The organism is Streptomyces thermocarboxydus (genome assembly GCF_024760485.1).
GTDB lineage: Bacteria > Actinomycetota > Actinomycetes > Streptomycetales > Streptomycetaceae > Streptomyces > Streptomyces cellulosae.
On the sequence record NZ_CP058273.1, the window covers coordinates 2,607,424 to 2,621,763 of the forward strand.

Below are 14,340 nucleotides of genomic sequence, written 5' to 3' on the forward strand. Positions count from 1 at the left end.
GCGCTGTCCCGCCGTCAGCCGGCCGACGCGCGCGCCAGGTCCAGGGCGTAGTCCTCCCACCACTCGCCGGCCTTCGGGCCGCCCTTGCACTCGCCGTCCGACTCGCCCGGGCGCTTGATCCACAGGTAGGCGTCGACGAGCGGGTCGGCCGTGCGGGTCGTCGGGGTCTCGCCGAGCGCCCGGCCGGGCGGGTTGCACCAGCGCTCGTCCGGATCGCCCTCGGTGTAGGGGCCGTTGCCGTTGCGGCTGGTGTCGACGACGAAGTGCTTTCCGCCGACCTTGGCGGACAGCTCCTTGCCGTAGGCGATGGAGTCCTCGGTGGTGTAGAAGTTCGAGACGTTCACCGCGAAGCCGTCGGCCCGGTCGAGTCCGGCCCGCTGGAGCGGCTCGTGGATCTGGTCGGGGTTGCCCCAGCCCGCGTTGCCCGCGTCCACGTACACCTTGGTGTTCTTCAGGCCCTTCAGCGTGGAGACGGCGCCGTCGAGGAGGTCGTAGCGCTCCTCGTGGAACTCCTGCGGGGTGCAGCCGTCGACCAGGTGCAGCACCGCGTCCGGCTCCAGCACCACCGTCGCCGGGCGGTCCCCGATGCCCTCGGCCACCGCGTCCACGAAGTCCCGGTAGGCGTCACCGTCGGCGGCCCCGCCCTGCGAGTACTGCCCGCAGTCGCGGTGCGGGATGTTGTAGAGGACCAGCACCGCGCGCCGGCCGACCTTGTCGGCGCTCTCGGTGAACTCCCGGGCCTGCTCCTCGGCCTTCTCCGGGTTGATCCACTCCGCGACGGGCTGCTCGGCGATCTTCCTCAGCTGCCGCGCCTCGGGCTTCCTGCCGTCCCCCAGCAGTTCGCCGACCTCGCGCGCCGCGACACCGTCCGGGTTGACCCAGAAGGGGTCCGCCTCCTTCGGCTGCTGCGTGACGACGGCCGCGGCCGAGCCCTCCTTGCCGTCGTCACCCCCGGAGGAACATCCCGCGAGCAGCAGCGCCGCCCCCAGCACCGCTGCGGACGCCCGCCCCCCGGCGAACGCCCCGACCCCCCTGCTGCCGTACATCCAACCCCCCTTGGGTGCACTTGTTCCAAGTGTTCCGAGCCCCAATCCTGGCATATCTCACGGCCCGCCAGGACGGCCGAGTGCCGCTTGTCCACGGCCTGTTACAGCCGTCGGGGACCGCCGTGGAGTCCTCCGCGCGCCACATGGCCGGATCCGCGCCCACCTGCGCCGATCACGGAATGCGACCGGTCCGGGACTTGACGTGGAACGGACCCTGGGCGGGGCCCGGCTTTGCCTCTAGAGTCGTGTGCGCCGGCCGGCCGACCGTCGGGCCGGTGCTCCCGCGCGCCCTTGTGCAGACCTCCCGCGCGTCCGCCGGGTCACCTCCCGCGGCCCGGGCTCCGCGCGGTAGAGGACCGGCCCGGCCGGCGGCCTCCGGGGAGCAGGCCGCCGGCCGGGCCGGATGGCGCCCGCCGTTCACGCGTCGGTGCGGGGCGCCGAGGCGTCGGTGCGGGGCTCCGAGGCGTCGGTGAGGTACGCGGAGACGACGACGTTGGCCTCGTAGGCGCCGGCCTCCGGGTCGTAGGCGCCGCCGCAGGTGATGAGGCGGAGTTCGGCGCGCCCGTCGTGGCGGGGCCCGTACGCCTCCTGGGCGTCGAAGCCGTCCCGGTCGAGCACGCGGACGTCCTCGACGGTGAACTCGGCGACCGTGCCGTCCGTGCGGGCCACGCGGATCTCCTGGCCGGGCTCGAGGGTGTCCAGCCGGTGGAAGACGGCGGGGCTCGTCTCGGTGTCGACGTGTCCCACCAGCAGCGCGGCGCCCTCCGCTCCGGGGGCGGCGCCGTCCGCGTACCAGCCGACCTCGCCCGCGTGGTCCAGCGGCGGCGGCTCGGGGGCGCCGCGCCCGTCCAGGCCGCGGGCGACGACCGGGGCGCGCAGGTCCAGGCCGGGGATGTCGAGGGTGAGCGGGTCGGCGGCCTTCAGCGGCCGGTGCACGGTGGGCAGGTCGGTCAGGGGCGGGCGTCCGGCCGCCGCCATGTCACCCGTGGCGGGCCCGGCCGTCCCGGCGGGCACCTCGGTGAGGCTCTGCCCCCACAGCCACAGTCCGAGCAGCAGCGCCACCCAGACCACGCCGGCGGGGAGCCGCTTCGTCAGGTCGCGCATGATGCCGGTCAAACCGTCCCCCGGCCGCTGCGCGCCTGGCGGCGGGCCGCCCGGTGCACGGTGAGGGCGGCGGTCCCGGCCAGGGCGAGGGCGACGACCGTCTGCGCGGTGCCGGGTCCCTGCGGCTCGGGGCCGCCGACGAGTTCGCGCGCGGCGCCGCCGGCTCCGGCGTTCACGGGGGCGACGGGCGAGGGATGCGCGGAGGGTCCGGCGGCCGCGGCGGGCGTGCGCTTCCGGACGACCTCGACGGTGCCCTTGTGCTCCGTGCCGTCGCAGGCGACGGTCACCGTGTACGTCCCGGCGGTGAGCGTGGACCGTACCCGCCCGTCACCCGTGAGGCCGTCGCCGTCGGGGGTGAGGCGGGCGTCGGACACCAGCGCCGGGGACTGCGCGACCGCCTCGCGCGCGTCGCATCCGGTCACCTTGAGGGCGACGTCGGCGCCGGGCACGGGAGCCGCGGGGACCACCGAGACGCCCCCGCCGTCCGCCGCGTACGCCGCACAGGCCGCCGGACCGAACGCGGTGACGGCCAGGACACCCGCACAGAGAGCGAGTCGCCGCTTACCCATCGTGTACCTCCAGACACTCTGGAGGTTCCCCCGCCCGGTCCGGCCCCGCACCCTCGTACGCGCGGCACTGGACCGGTCGGGTGAAGGAAGTACGGCGAAATGGCCGTACGACGAGTACGACGAGTGTGACGTGTACGACGACATGTACGACGTGTACGACGTGTACGACGGTCGGACGGGGTCCGGCGATCAGACGTGGTCGACGATGTCCGCGATGGAGTCGACGACCATGCTCGGCCGGTACGGGAAGTTCTCCACCTGCTCCGGCCGGGTCAGCCCGGTCAGCACCAGGTACGTCTTCATGCCGGCCTCCATGCCCGCCAGCACGTCGGTGTCCATCCGGTCGCCGATCATCGCGCTGCTCTCGGAGTGCGCCCCGATGGTGTTGAGCCCGGTGCGCATCATCAGCGGGTTCGGCTTGCCCGCGAAGTAGGGCTGCCGGCCGCTCGCCTTGGTGATGAGCGCGGCCACCGCGCCGGTCGCCGGGAGCGGGCCCTCGGTGGAGGGGCCGGTCTCGTCGGGGTTGGTGCAGATGAACCGGGCGCCGGCGTTGATCAGCCGCACGGCCTTGGTCATCGCCTCGAACGAGTACGTGCGGGTCTCACCCAGGACCACGTAGTCGGGTTCGTGGTCGGTGAGGATGTAGCCGATGTCGTGCAGCGCGGTGGTGAGGCCGGCCTCGCCGATGACGTACGCGGAGCCGCCGGGGCGCTGGTCGTCGAGGAACTTCGCGGTGGCCAGGGCGGACGTCCAGATGTTCTCGATCGGCACCTCGAGCCCCATCCGGCGCAGCCGGGCGTGCAGGTCGCGCGGGGTGTAGATCGAGTTGTTGGTCAGCACGAGGAAGGGCCGGCCGGACTCCTTCAGCTTCTTGATGAAGGCGTCCGCGCCGGGGATCGGCACGCCTTCGTGGATGAGCACCCCGTCCATGTCGGTGAGCCAGGACTCGATGGGCTTGCGATCTGCCATGTGCACGCTCTCCTGCCGTCGGCGGTCCCGTGGGGCCCAGCCTAAATCGTCCCGGGTGCGGGCAGTCGGTGGCTGATCGCGCAGTTCCCCGCGCCCCTGAGGGTGCTGCGGCCGGAACTCGGCATCGGCCTGGACGGCGTCCGGGCCGTGCTGGAGCAGGTCCTGACCGGGCAGTACTCAGAGACCCTGCCCGAGATGGAGCTCCTGGCGCGGAAGCTGCGGGCATCAGGCCTCGAAGCGTCCGCTTCGCAGACGGTGGATTGAGTGAGCTTGCCGGGCGGAACGACTGGGTTCGGCGAGGACGGCGGGCCGAGGTAGGTAGTGACAGAGATCAGCCGGCCCTGGCTGCCTCCTCAGCGCGGGCTCGGGTGCTGGCAAGGCGGTACGAGTCGGTGCCGATCTCGATGATGGTGCCGTTGAAGTAAGGCGGTCAACGATGGCCGCGCAGGCGTGGGTCGGTGAAGGTCTTGGTCCAGCCGCGAACGACTCGTTGGAGGCGATGGCCACGCTGTTCTTCTCTTCGCGTCGGTCAGAACCTGGAAGAGGAGTTCGGCGCCGCGGCGGTCGAGTTCCATGTAGCCGAGTTCGTCGATGCAGAGCAGGTCGACGCTGCCGTAGCGGGCGATCTTCTTCTTGACGGCCTGTTGGCGTCCTTGCCGGTACCGCCGCGACTGATCAGCGGGGGAGTAGGTCACTGCCCTCCAGGTCAAGGACCGCCTGGACCTGGGGGAGTTGGGCAAGCCGGAGAAGATCGAGGAGCGGGTATGTGCTGTTGCCTTCAGAATGAACTAGAGGCACGCGGCCACCAGGGAACGGCAGATGGCCAGGGGTCCTCCGTTGGTCAGTAATCTCCCTAGCCGGCATGAGGACCTGGATAGGGGAATCGTCATGTCTCCAGCTCGCATTTATCGGTACGTACTCCGCAATCAGACCACCGACTGTAGCCTGAACCTCATTTCGCAACATCGATGCTTCGGAGACTGGACACCCGGTTGGGAGCCTCCGGGTGCAATCAATGCGGGGGAAGAGCGCGGATTTCAGGGCGAATCAGGTACAATCGTCAGCGGCACCGAAGGGTGGGTAAAATATGGGATCACTAATAACTCCGACGGTTCCATACCTGGCCTAATTTACTTGTATTGGAATAATCCCTATTTGGGTGTCACGTATCAGAAACTCTCCCTCTCAGGTTCGGACGTCAGAGCGGACTGTGACCCTGATGAGGGATCTCGCGGGAGCACATTCGGCATGCCGACCGCATCCGCCCCACCCTCGGATTTGCGGCTTGCCATCACCGGCACCAAACGAGACGGTAATCCCAATGTTATCGACGAAATAGGTGATGCCTACAGAATCCCGCTCGCACCTGTATTCATCTTCGGCGCAGCGGGCATTTGGGAACGTATGGAGCTAGATGTCGACCTTCGCCCAGTTCCCGTAGTGTCAAGTCCGCTCTTTGGTGCATCCCCCACCGGGCCTCGGACGTTCAAGTTGATGAAGAAAACGGCCACGGAGGACTGGTCCCCAAGGCGACGTGGACACTGGTCGGGCAAAAACATTGACGTGCGGGTGGATCACGTGGATAAAGGGCCGGAGCTCAGGTTTTCACCGCGACATTTCATCGTCTCCGTCGATGACCAAACACCGGGCTGGGCCCTGCAGTACTCGAAAGAGTGCGTACTGGATGGCACGGAGATGCCGGATGGTCTACTGCATACGTTCGTGGACTCCTTCTCCATGGCCACACCTGCCGACGGCGGCGACGGGCGGGGCCCTGAGGAAGCGGTCAGAGCCGCGGCAGAGGCTGTGTACTCGGCGGCCAAGCCCAGTGGAGCACGTGCGATCCAGCGATCCCCGTCCGACGCCGATGTAACGCGGATCGCTATGGAACTGAGTGACCGGGCCCGGTCGTTCGGTCTCCGCGACTCGCGCATCCTGAAAACAATTCCGGGGGCCATGGCCGCCTTGATGAACCAGGCTACCTTCACGATGTTCCCGAGTTCCGGCACCACGCTCCAACTGTTCGAGGTACAGGTGAACCAGCAGCCGGTGGATACGGTCCTCCGGTATGTCCGCACGACGCCTGATGGACGCGTCTTCGTGGACGAGTACCTCAGCTGGTATCAGGACCTGGGTTGAGGCCCTAACTGGACGGCCATCCACGCTATCGGTCTGCCTATTAGACGCCGTTTCTGATGGCGCGATCGTTCGTTGAGCAGTGCATGACGGATCTGGTTGAGCGGTTGGTACCGGACGAGTTGTGGGCGCTGTTCCGGCGGGCGGTCCCGCCGACGGAGGTCGTACGTCCGCAGGGCTGCGGCAAACGGAGGGCCGGCGACCGCGAATGCCTGGCAGCGATCATCTTCGTGGCCACCTCGGGCTGCACGTGGCGGCAGCTGCCGCCGGTGTTCGGGCCGGCCTGGCCCACCGTTTACCGGCGCTTCGCCCAGTGGAGCCAGGCCAGGGTGTGGGCCAGGCTCCACCGGGTCGTCCTCGACGAACTCGGTGCGCGGGGCGAGTTGGACTGGTCGCGGTGCGCGATCGATTCGGTCAGCGTCCGGGCGGCAAAAGGGGGCCTCTGACCGGACCGAATCCGCCCGACCGTGGCAAGAGCGGATCGAAAATCCACCTCATCACCGACCGGAACGGGTGGGCGCGGCGGCACCCCGTACGGCGCCGGGTTGCGCTGTCCCCCCGGCCCGCACCGACACCGCCGTGTCTCAACCCACGCCCGCGCAGCTAACCGTCCTGCCCGAACACCGGTGCCAGCACCAACTGCGCCGCGCCTTCCGCAACCCGCTCCTCCCCCGACACCAGCCCCACCCCCACACACTCCTCCCCCGTCCGCCGCGCCCGCGCCTCAAGCACCCCCCGTACGCCCGAGAGAAACACCCCCGGCGCCCCCTCCACCGTGCGCCCACCCACCAGAACCCGGTCGATGTCCAGCAACCCCACCAGGTTCGCCGCCCCGGTCCCCAGTACCCGAGCCGCCTCCCCCACATCCCCCCGGTCCACGGCCGCCAGGCACAACGCCTCCACGCACCCCCGGTCCCCGCACCCGCACACCGGCCCGTCCAGCTGCACCACCTGATGCCCGAACTCCCCCGCCCCGGTCCGCGGCCCCCGGTGCACACTCCCGCCGATCACCAGCCCCGCCCCCAGCCCCGTACCCAGGTGCAGGTAGGCGAAGGACCCGCCCTCACCCCCGACCGCAAGCCCCAGCGCCACCGCGTTGGTGTCCTTGTCCACCACCACCGGCACACCCCCCAGCCGCGCCGTCAGCGCATCCCGCAACGGGAACCCGTCCCACTCGGGAAAGCCCGTCACCCGATGCAGCACCCCCCGCCGATGATCGAGCGGCCCGGGCAGCGCAACGCCCACCCCCAGCAGCGACCGGACCCCGGCGACAGCCCCCAACTCCCCCACCGCAGAAGCGACCCGTCCCAGCACCGCCTCCGATCCCGCCCCCAGATCGAGCGGCGCGTGCCGACGCGCGACCACCGTGCCGTCCAGATCCGCCAGCACCGCCCGCAGCTCGTCGCGATCCAGATGCACCCCCACCGCGTGCCCCGCCTCCGGCACGAGCCGCAGCACCGTCCGCGGCTTGCCGCCCGTCGACGCCCGCCGCCCCGCCTCCGCCGCGAGGCCCTCCTCGCGCAGCCGGGCGGTTATCTTGCTGACCGCCTGCGGGGTGAGCCCCGTGCGCTCGGCGAGCTCGAGCCGGCTGATGCCCTCCGCCCCGGCCGTGCGCAGCAGGTCCAGCACCAGCGCGGTGTTGTGGCTGCGCAGCGCGAGCAGATTCGCGCCGCCGCCCGCGCCTCGCATGCCACCGCCGTACGTCCTGTTCACCCGCCCATTGTGTCCCGCTCTTGCACTTTGGCAACAGCGTTGCGAAAGTAGGACGCATGACTGGCACTCCCCTCCGCGTCGGCCTCGTCGGCTACGGCCTCGCGGGTTCCGTGTTCCACGCCCCGCTGATCGCCGCGACCCAGGGCCTCGCGCTCGACACGGTCGTCACCTCGAACCCCGAGCGGCAGGCCCAGGCCCGCGCCGAGTACCCGGACGTACGGGTCGCCGCCTCGGCGGACGAGCTGTGGGCGCGCGCGGACGACCTGGACCTGATCGTGATCGCGTCCCCCAACAAGACGCACGTCCCGCTCGCCACCGCCGCGCTGGAGGCCGGTCTGCCGGTCGTCGTGGACAAGCCCGTCGCGGGCACGGCGGCGGAGGCCCGCGCGCTGGCCGAGCTGGCCGAGAAGCGCGGCCTGCTGCTCTCGGTCTTCCAGAACCGCCGCTGGGACAACGACTTCCTCACCCTGCGGGGGCTGATCGCGGACGGCGAGCTGGGCGAGGTGTACCGCTTCGAGTCGCGCTTCGAGCGCTGGCGCCCGCAGCTCAAGGGCGGCTGGCGGGAGTCGGGCGACCCGGCGGAGATCGGCGGCCTGCTGTACGACCTCGGCAGCCATGTCGTCGACCAGGCGCTGGTGCTGTTCGGCCCGGTGACGTCGGTGTACGCGGAGACGGACGTCCGCCGCGAGGGCGCCCAGGCCGACGACGACACGTTCCTCGCGCTCACCCACGTCAGCGGCGTCCGCTCCCACCTGTACGTCTCCGCGACCACCGCCCAGCTCGGCCCGCGCTTCCGCGTCCTCGGCTCGAAGGCCGGGTACGTCAAGCACGGCCTGGACCCGCAGGAGGCCGCCCTGCGCGAGGGCGCGCGCCCCGGCGCGTCCGACGTCGAGTGGGGCACGGAGCCTGAGGAGCTGTGGGGCCGGCTCGGCGCGGGCGAGTCCCCGGTGACCGGCGGCGGCACCCCCGTCCGCACCCTGCCGGGTGACTACCCCGCCTACTACGCGGCCGTGGCGCGGGCGCTGCTCTCCGACGGCCCCAACCCGGTGACCGCGCCGGAGGCCGCCGCCGCGCTCGACATCCTGGAGGCGGCGCGCCGTTCGGCCGCCGAGAAGGTGACGGTGACCCTGTGACCACCCCGAAGCAGTCCCCGGAGCTGCCCCCGACGGTGGAGGAGCTGGAGGCGCAGGAACGCCGCCTGGTCTTCCGCCAGTTCACGTACGACGACGCGTGGGCGCTCGGCTCGCTGCTGGTGGAGCTGGCGCGTGAGCGGCAGGCGCCGGTCGCGATCGACATCCACCGCGCGGGCCAGCAGCTTTTCCACGCCGCGCTGCCGGGCTCCACGCCCGACAACGACGCGTGGATCGCCCGCAAGCGCCGGGTGGTGGAGCGGTACGGCTCCGCGTCCTACCTGGTGGGCGCGCGGTTCCGGGCGAAGGGCACGACGTTCGAGGAGTCGTCCCGCCTCGACCCGGACACGTACGCGGCGCACGGCGGCTCCTTCCCGGTCACCGTCGAGGGCGTGGGAGTTATCGGCGCGGTGACGGTCTCGGGCCTGCCGCAGCTCCAGGACCACCGGCTGGTGGTGGAGGCCCTGGAGCACTTCCTGTCCCGGGCGTAGGCGCCGTGGCGGGGAGGGGTGTGCGGACGCCGGCGCAGTGACGCGCTCCTCCCGGGAGCCTCACCCGCCGGCGCCGCTGGTCCGGGCGGGTGACCTTCGGAGCGCGGACGCGTTCGTGGCCGGTGACGCTGGCGGCATGACGTGCTCTCTCGGGCGACGGCTGGCCGTCGCGCTGCTCGTGTGGGTGACCGCGATACCCGGGACGGCCGCCGCGCTCCCGGCCGGTGGGGACACCGGGGCGTCGGACGGGGCCCCGGCCGACGCCGAGGTCCTGCGGGACCTGGAGCGGATCGCCCGCCCGCTCCGTACGACCGGCTCCTCAGGGCCGACCGGCGACCTGCGCCCGTTCGGGGCGGCGGTCGGGGACGCCGTGGTGGTCGGGATCGGCGAAGCCGCGCACGGCGCGCGGGAGTTCGTGACCGTACGGCACCGGATGCTGCGGTACCTGGTCGAGGAGAAGGGGTTCCGCTCCTTCGTCCTGGAGGCCAACTGGAGCGCGGGCGCCCGCCTGGACGCGTATCTGCGCACCGGCTGCGGCGATCCGGTGCGGATCATGGCGGAGGAGTTCCAGGACGCCCATCTGCTGCTGCACAGCCGGGAGTACCTGGACATGGTGCGGTGGATGCGCGCGTACAACACCGGCCACCCGGACGATCCCCTCCGGTTCGCGGGGGACGACATGGGCTACGCGGGGCCGGAGCTGTACGACCGGGTCGTGGACCACGTCCGCCGCGCGCACCCGGACCTGCTGTCCACGGTCGCCGGGCTGTACCGGGGGCTGCGTCCGGCCGTGCCCATGGGCGAGTGGATGCGCACGGCCGTGACCACGCCCCTGGAGGAGCGCCGCGAGCGGGCCGCACGCACCGGCCGTGTCCTCGGCCTGCTCCGCGCCCGCGATCCCGAAGAGGCGGACGCCGACCATGCGCTCGCGGTGCAGCACGCCGCCGCCGTCGACCAGGTGGCGCGGCTGTACGCGTTCGACCTGGCGGACCCCGAGGTCGTGCCGGACGTCATGGTGTACCGGGACACGGTGATGGCGGAGAACACCCTGTGGTGGCACCGCCACACCGGTCACCGTGTGGTCCTCGGCGGCCACGACAGCCACGTCTACACGCTCACCTCCACACCGACGCTCCCTCTCGCGCAGGGCACGGTGCTGCGGGAGCGCCTGGGCGACGGCTATGTGGCGGTGGCCGCGTCCTTCGGCCGGGGCGCGGTGCACGCCACCGAGGAGGGGCTGCAGAACCCGGCCGCCGCCGACGTACGGCGCATCGAAGTTCCCCCTGCCCCACCGGAGTTCCTCGAGCACACCCTGGACCGGGTGGGCCACCGCGTCTGGTACGCCGATCTGCGCGAGGCGCCGCCGGCCGCCCGCGCCTGGCTGGACGTGGTCCGGCCCAAGCGGGAGATCGGCACGGACTACCCGCCCGGGGAGGACCAGGTCAGCCTGCCGAAGTCGGCGGACCTGGTGGTGCATCTGCGGGAGATCACCCCGAGCGCCCGTCTCCCACGCCCCGCGCCCGGCGGGACCTCACCGGAGCAGGACGACTGCTCCGACCCGGTGAGCGCCGTACGCCAGGCCGCCCGTCCCCTGCGCACGGTGGAGCCGGACGGCCCACTCGACGACCTGCGCCCGCTGAAGGGGATCGTGGGCGACGCCCGGCTGGTCGGCATCGGGCAGGCGGCGCACGGCGGACGGGACTTCCTGGCGCTCCAGCACCGTATGTTCCGGTATCTGGTTGAGGAGGAGGGCTTCCGGCTGTTCGTGCTGGAGGCGCCCTGGAGCGCCGGGCTGCGTCTCGACGACTACGTACGCACCGGCCGGGGCGACCCCGCGCGGATCATGGCGGAGGAGTTCCACAACGCGTACCTGTTCATGCGGACGCCCGAGGTGCTGGAGCTGGTGCGGTGGATGCGCGCCTACAACGTCCGCCACCCCGGGGATCCGCTGCGGTTCGCGGGGAACGACAGCAGCTGGGCCGGTCCCGATCTGTACGACCGGGTCATCGGGTACGTCCGCCGCGCCCACCCCGACCTGCTGCCCGCCGTCACCGAGCTGTACCGGGGGCTGCGGCCCACGCTGCCCGCCGGGGAGCACATGCTCGCCGCCATCGAGGAACCCCTCGCCGTTCGGTGGGAGAAGGCCGAACGGACCGGTAAGGCCGTGGAGTTGCTGCGCGCCCGGTCGTTCGCCGGGCGCACCGTGGCGGCGGGGAGCGCGCACGCCGAGGCCGTGGCGAATGCGGAGATCGTCCATCAGGTCGCCCGCCAGAACGCCTTCGACTACGACGAACCGGCCGACGCACGCGCGGGCCTCGGTTACCGGGACGAGGTGATGACGGACAACACCCTGTGGTGGCTGCGGCACACCGGCCGGCGGGCCGTGCTGGCCGCCCACAACGGCCATGTGTACCTGGAGGGCTTCGACCCGGACTACCCGGTGATCCAGGGCGGGGTGCTCCGCCGCACGCTCGGCGACGACTACCGGGTGGTGGGGCTTGCCTTCGGCCGCGGGGCGTTCCTCGCCACCGATCCGGGTGTCTCGGACCCGGTGGACGCGGACGTGAAGGTGTTCCGCTCGGGGCCGGTGGCGGCCGGGTCGGTGGAGGAGACGCTGGAGGCGGTGGACGGCCGGGACTTCCTTCTGGACCTGCGCACCGCGCCGCCCGCCGCCCGTGCCCTCTTCGAGGCGTCCCGTCCGAAGCGGGAGATCGGCACGCACTGGCCGCGAGACCCCGACGAGGTGTCCCTGCTGCGGGCGGCGGACGCGCTGGTGTACCTCCACGAGATCGGGGCGAGCCGCCTGCTGCCGGGGATGTGACCCCGACAGCAGACTCCGCGCCCTACGCCTGCGCCAGCACCTGCCGTTGCCGTCCGAGCCCCGTGACCTCCAGCTCCACCACGTCCCCGGCCCTCAGGTACGGCTTCGGTCCGGGGTGGCCCATCGCGACGCCGGCCGGGGTGCCGGTGTTGATGACGTCGCCCGGGTGGAGGGTCATGAACTGGCTGACGTAGCGGACCACTTCGCCTACCGGGAAGATCTGTTCCGCCGTCGTGCCGTTCTGCTTCAGCTCGCCGTTGACCCACAGCCGCAGGGTCAGGTTCTGCGGGTCGGGCACCTCGTCGGCGGTGACGAGCCAGGGGCCGAGGGGGTTGAACGTCTCGCAGTTCTTGCCCTTGTCCCAGGTGCCGCCGCGTTCGATCTGGAACTCCCGCTCGGAGACGTCGTGGGCGACGGCGTACCCGGCGACGTGCGCGAGTCCGTCCTCCGCCGACTCCAGGTACCGGGCGGTCCGCCCGATCACGACGGCCAGTTCGACCTCCCAGTCGGTCTTCACCGAGCCGCGCGGGATGAGCACGGTGTCGTCGGGGCCGACGACGGTGTCCGGCGCCTTGAAGAAGATCACCGGCTCGGCGGGAGGCTCGGCGCCGGTCTCGCGGGCGTGGTCGTGGTAGTTCAGCCCGATGCACACGATCTTGCCGATCCGTGCGAGCGGCGGCCCGGTGCGCAGTCCCGTCGCGTCCAGCGCGGGCAGGTCGCCGGCGGCGGCCGCGCTCCTGATCCGGCCGAGGGAGTCCTCGTCGGCGAGGAGCGTCCCGTCGATGTCCGTGACGAGTCCGGACAGGTCGCGCAGGGTCCCGTCGGGGTCGAGCAGCGCGGGCCGTTCCCGTCCCGCCGTACCGACGCGCAACAGCTTCATGGTCGTGTCTCCCTCGCTCGCGGGCGCCCGCCCGACGGGGACGACCGGTGCGGCGGGCGCGGCCGTCGGAGGACCGGCCGATCTTCCAGGCCGGGCCCTCCATTCCGCAAGACCCGGTTCACGTACTGGACCGCGCCCGCCGCCCGGCTCATCGGTACAGCACGGACCGCTCGATGACGCTCCAGGTGGTGGAGGTGACCACGTAGAGCGCGGCGGCGAGGGGCACGACGGCGACCGTGACCAGGGTGAAGAAGGACATGAACGGCATCACCTTCATCACCCCGCCCATGGCGGCGGCGCCCGGCACCTGCGGGTCCGCGCCCGTCCCCGTTCCCGTGCCCGCGAGAGCCGCCGAGGCCGCCGTCATCCGGCGGGAGAGCCGGTAGCTGAAGTACGCGACGACCGTGACGACCGCGAAGAGGCCCAAATACACCAGGCCGGCCCCGCCGAACATGCCGCCGTCGTCGAGGGCGTCCGCCCACCGGCCGCCGAGGGGCGCGTCGAACAGCTGGTGGGTGAGGAGGGTGTTGGGCTCGCCGCCGATCGAGCCGCTGGAGAAGAGGTGGTAGAGCAGGAAGAACGCGGGGAGCTGGAGCAGGCTGGGCAGGCAGCCGGAGAGCGGGGACACCTTCTCCTCGGCGTGCAGTTCCATCACGGCCTTCTGGAGCTTCTCCGGGTTCTTGCCGTGCGTGCGGCGCAGTTCGGCGATGCGCGGCTGGAGCGCGGCCCGCGCCTTCTGCCCGCGCGCGGCGGCCCGGGAAAGGGGGTGGACGAGGAGCCGTACGAGGGCCGTGAACGCGATGATCGCGGCGGCCGCGGCGGACAGGCCGAACAGGGGGCGGAGCAGGTCGGCGAGGTGTTCGACCAGGGTGGCGAAGACAGACAAGGGTGAGCCCTCCGGGGGTCTCGTCGTGCCGGGGGTCCCGTCACGGCGGACGGCCGTGACGGGACGGGGAAGGTCGGCATGACGACCCACGCGCGGGGCGTGCGGAAGGAACGTGGAGAGAGGACGTCCCGCGGAATCAGCCCTGCGCGGCGGTCGCCGGGAGGGCGCGTCCGGGCGCTCGGGGACGGGTGCGCCCCTTGGCGTCGGGATCTCGCTGGGGGAGGAAGGCCGTACGCCGGTCGCGGTCGCGCAGGGCGGTGCGGACCCGGGTGGGCGGCACGGCGGGCGCGCTGCGGGCGGCGATCACGGCGCAGACCGTGAGAGCCGCCCCGGCCGCGGCCAGCGTGACGTGGACCAGGGCGAGGCCGCCGTCGGGGGCTGGGCTCAGCAGCAGGGCGATCTGGAGCAGCGGGAAGAGGACGGCGAGAAGGGTGCGCGCGGAGCGCGTGGCCGGGCGTCCGGCGGGCGTGCGCCGTGCGGTGAACCCTGTCATGGGCCGTGTCGCCCTCTCTCCGTCTCGTGGTGCATCGCTCGTGTGCACCGCATTGTGCCAGGTCCCTCTGTCAGCGCGGCGTGAGCTGAGCTGCCGGCGGGG

13 protein-coding genes and 2 pseudogenes are annotated in these 14,340 nt (G+C 71.9%); 6 read left to right on the forward strand and 9 right to left on the reverse strand.

Annotation, left to right across the window (positions count from 1 at the left end; translation table 11 throughout):
• Window positions 1-14: 14 nt before the first annotated feature.
• From AY578_RS12010 to AY578_RS12025, 4 genes are all read right to left on the reverse strand, one after another.
• Window positions 15-1,046 (reverse strand): glycoside hydrolase family 6 protein, encoded by a 1,032-nt coding sequence (locus tag AY578_RS12010; protein ID WP_019525135.1) that lies wholly within the window; start codon window positions 1,044-1,046, stop codon window positions 15-17.
• Window positions 1,047-1,463: 417 nt separating this feature from the next.
• On the reverse strand, window positions 1,464-2,150 hold the full coding sequence (locus AY578_RS12015) for a class F sortase (RefSeq protein ID WP_037778708.1): 687 nt from the start codon (window positions 2,148-2,150) through the stop codon (window positions 1,464-1,466).
• Window positions 2,151-2,158: 8 nt separating this feature from the next.
• Window positions 2,159-2,719, reverse strand: coding sequence for a hypothetical protein (locus tag AY578_RS12020; RefSeq protein WP_136238540.1), 561 nt, complete (start codon window positions 2,717-2,719; stop codon window positions 2,159-2,161).
• A 189-nt stretch (window positions 2,720-2,908) separates the two neighbouring features.
• The gene (locus tag AY578_RS12025; RefSeq protein ID WP_028959186.1) at window positions 2,909-3,688 is read right to left on the reverse strand and encodes an HAD-IIA family hydrolase; all 780 of its coding nucleotides are present in this window, start codon (window positions 3,686-3,688) and stop codon (window positions 2,909-2,911) included.
• A 102-nt stretch (window positions 3,689-3,790) separates the two neighbouring features.
• Here AY578_RS12025 and AY578_RS12030 point away from each other — a divergent pair, with 102 nt between their 5' ends.
• Complete coding sequence (locus tag AY578_RS12030; RefSeq protein WP_161107387.1) at window positions 3,791-3,952, forward strand: hypothetical protein; 162 nt, start codon at window positions 3,791-3,793, stop codon at window positions 3,950-3,952.
• A 67-nt stretch (window positions 3,953-4,019) separates the two neighbouring features.
• Here AY578_RS12030 and AY578_RS12035 read toward each other — a convergent pair.
• Window positions 4,020-4,317, reverse strand: a pseudogene (locus AY578_RS12035) (ATP-binding protein); the annotation flags it as partial.
• 619 nt (window positions 4,318-4,936) lie between these two features.
• On the opposite strand from AY578_RS12035, the gene AY578_RS12040 reads away from it, so the two are divergent.
• On the forward strand, window positions 4,937-5,827 hold the full coding sequence (locus tag AY578_RS12040; RefSeq protein WP_136238541.1) for a hypothetical protein: 891 nt from the start codon (window positions 4,937-4,939) through the stop codon (window positions 5,825-5,827).
• A gap of 83 nt (window positions 5,828-5,910) precedes the next feature.
• A pseudogene (locus tag AY578_RS12045) lies at window positions 5,911-6,338 on the forward strand (IS5 family transposase); the annotation flags it as partial.
• Between the two features lie 89 nt (window positions 6,339-6,427).
• Here AY578_RS12045 and AY578_RS12050 read toward each other — a convergent pair.
• Window positions 6,428-7,513 (reverse strand): ROK family transcriptional regulator, encoded by a 1,086-nt coding sequence (locus tag AY578_RS12050; protein WP_258907324.1) that lies wholly within the window; start codon window positions 7,511-7,513, stop codon window positions 6,428-6,430.
• A gap of 80 nt (window positions 7,514-7,593) precedes the next feature.
• On the opposite strand from AY578_RS12050, the gene AY578_RS12055 reads away from it, so the two are divergent.
• The 3 genes from AY578_RS12055 to AY578_RS12065 all read left to right on the forward strand — a co-directional run bounded on the left by AY578_RS12055 (window position 7,594) and on the right by AY578_RS12065 (window position 11,979).
• The gene (locus AY578_RS12055) at window positions 7,594-8,670 is read left to right on the forward strand and encodes a Gfo/Idh/MocA family oxidoreductase (RefSeq protein ID WP_019525130.1); all 1,077 of its coding nucleotides are present in this window, start codon (window positions 7,594-7,596) and stop codon (window positions 8,668-8,670) included.
• On the forward strand, window positions 8,667-9,158 hold the full coding sequence (locus tag AY578_RS12060) for a heme-degrading domain-containing protein (protein WP_019525129.1): 492 nt from the start codon (window positions 8,667-8,669) through the stop codon (window positions 9,156-9,158). Before AY578_RS12055 ends, AY578_RS12060 begins: the two co-directional genes overlap by 4 nt.
• Window positions 9,159-9,294: 136 nt before the next feature.
• Complete coding sequence (locus AY578_RS12065; protein ID WP_258902349.1) at window positions 9,295-11,979, forward strand: erythromycin esterase family protein; 2,685 nt, start codon at window positions 9,295-9,297, stop codon at window positions 11,977-11,979.
• A 22-nt stretch (window positions 11,980-12,001) separates the two neighbouring features.
• On the opposite strand, the gene AY578_RS12070 is transcribed toward AY578_RS12065, so the two are convergent.
• The 3 genes from AY578_RS12070 to AY578_RS12080 all read right to left on the reverse strand — a co-directional run bounded on the left by AY578_RS12070 (window position 12,002) and on the right by AY578_RS12080 (window position 14,238).
• Window positions 12,002-12,859 carry a fumarylacetoacetate hydrolase family protein gene (locus tag AY578_RS12070; protein ID WP_028959185.1) on the reverse strand — a complete coding sequence of 286 codons (858 nt, stop codon included), beginning with the start codon at window positions 12,857-12,859 and terminating at the stop codon, window positions 12,002-12,004.
• Window positions 12,860-13,007: 148 nt separating this feature from the next.
• Window positions 13,008-13,745, reverse strand: coding sequence for a YidC/Oxa1 family membrane protein insertase (locus AY578_RS12075; protein WP_161107386.1), 738 nt, complete (start codon window positions 13,743-13,745; stop codon window positions 13,008-13,010).
• Window positions 13,746-13,881: 136 nt separating this feature from the next.
• Entirely contained in the window at window positions 13,882-14,238 is a 357-nt protein-coding gene (locus tag AY578_RS12080; RefSeq protein WP_215188319.1) for a DUF6412 domain-containing protein, read from the reverse strand.
• Between the last annotated feature and the right edge of the window lie 102 nt (window positions 14,239-14,340).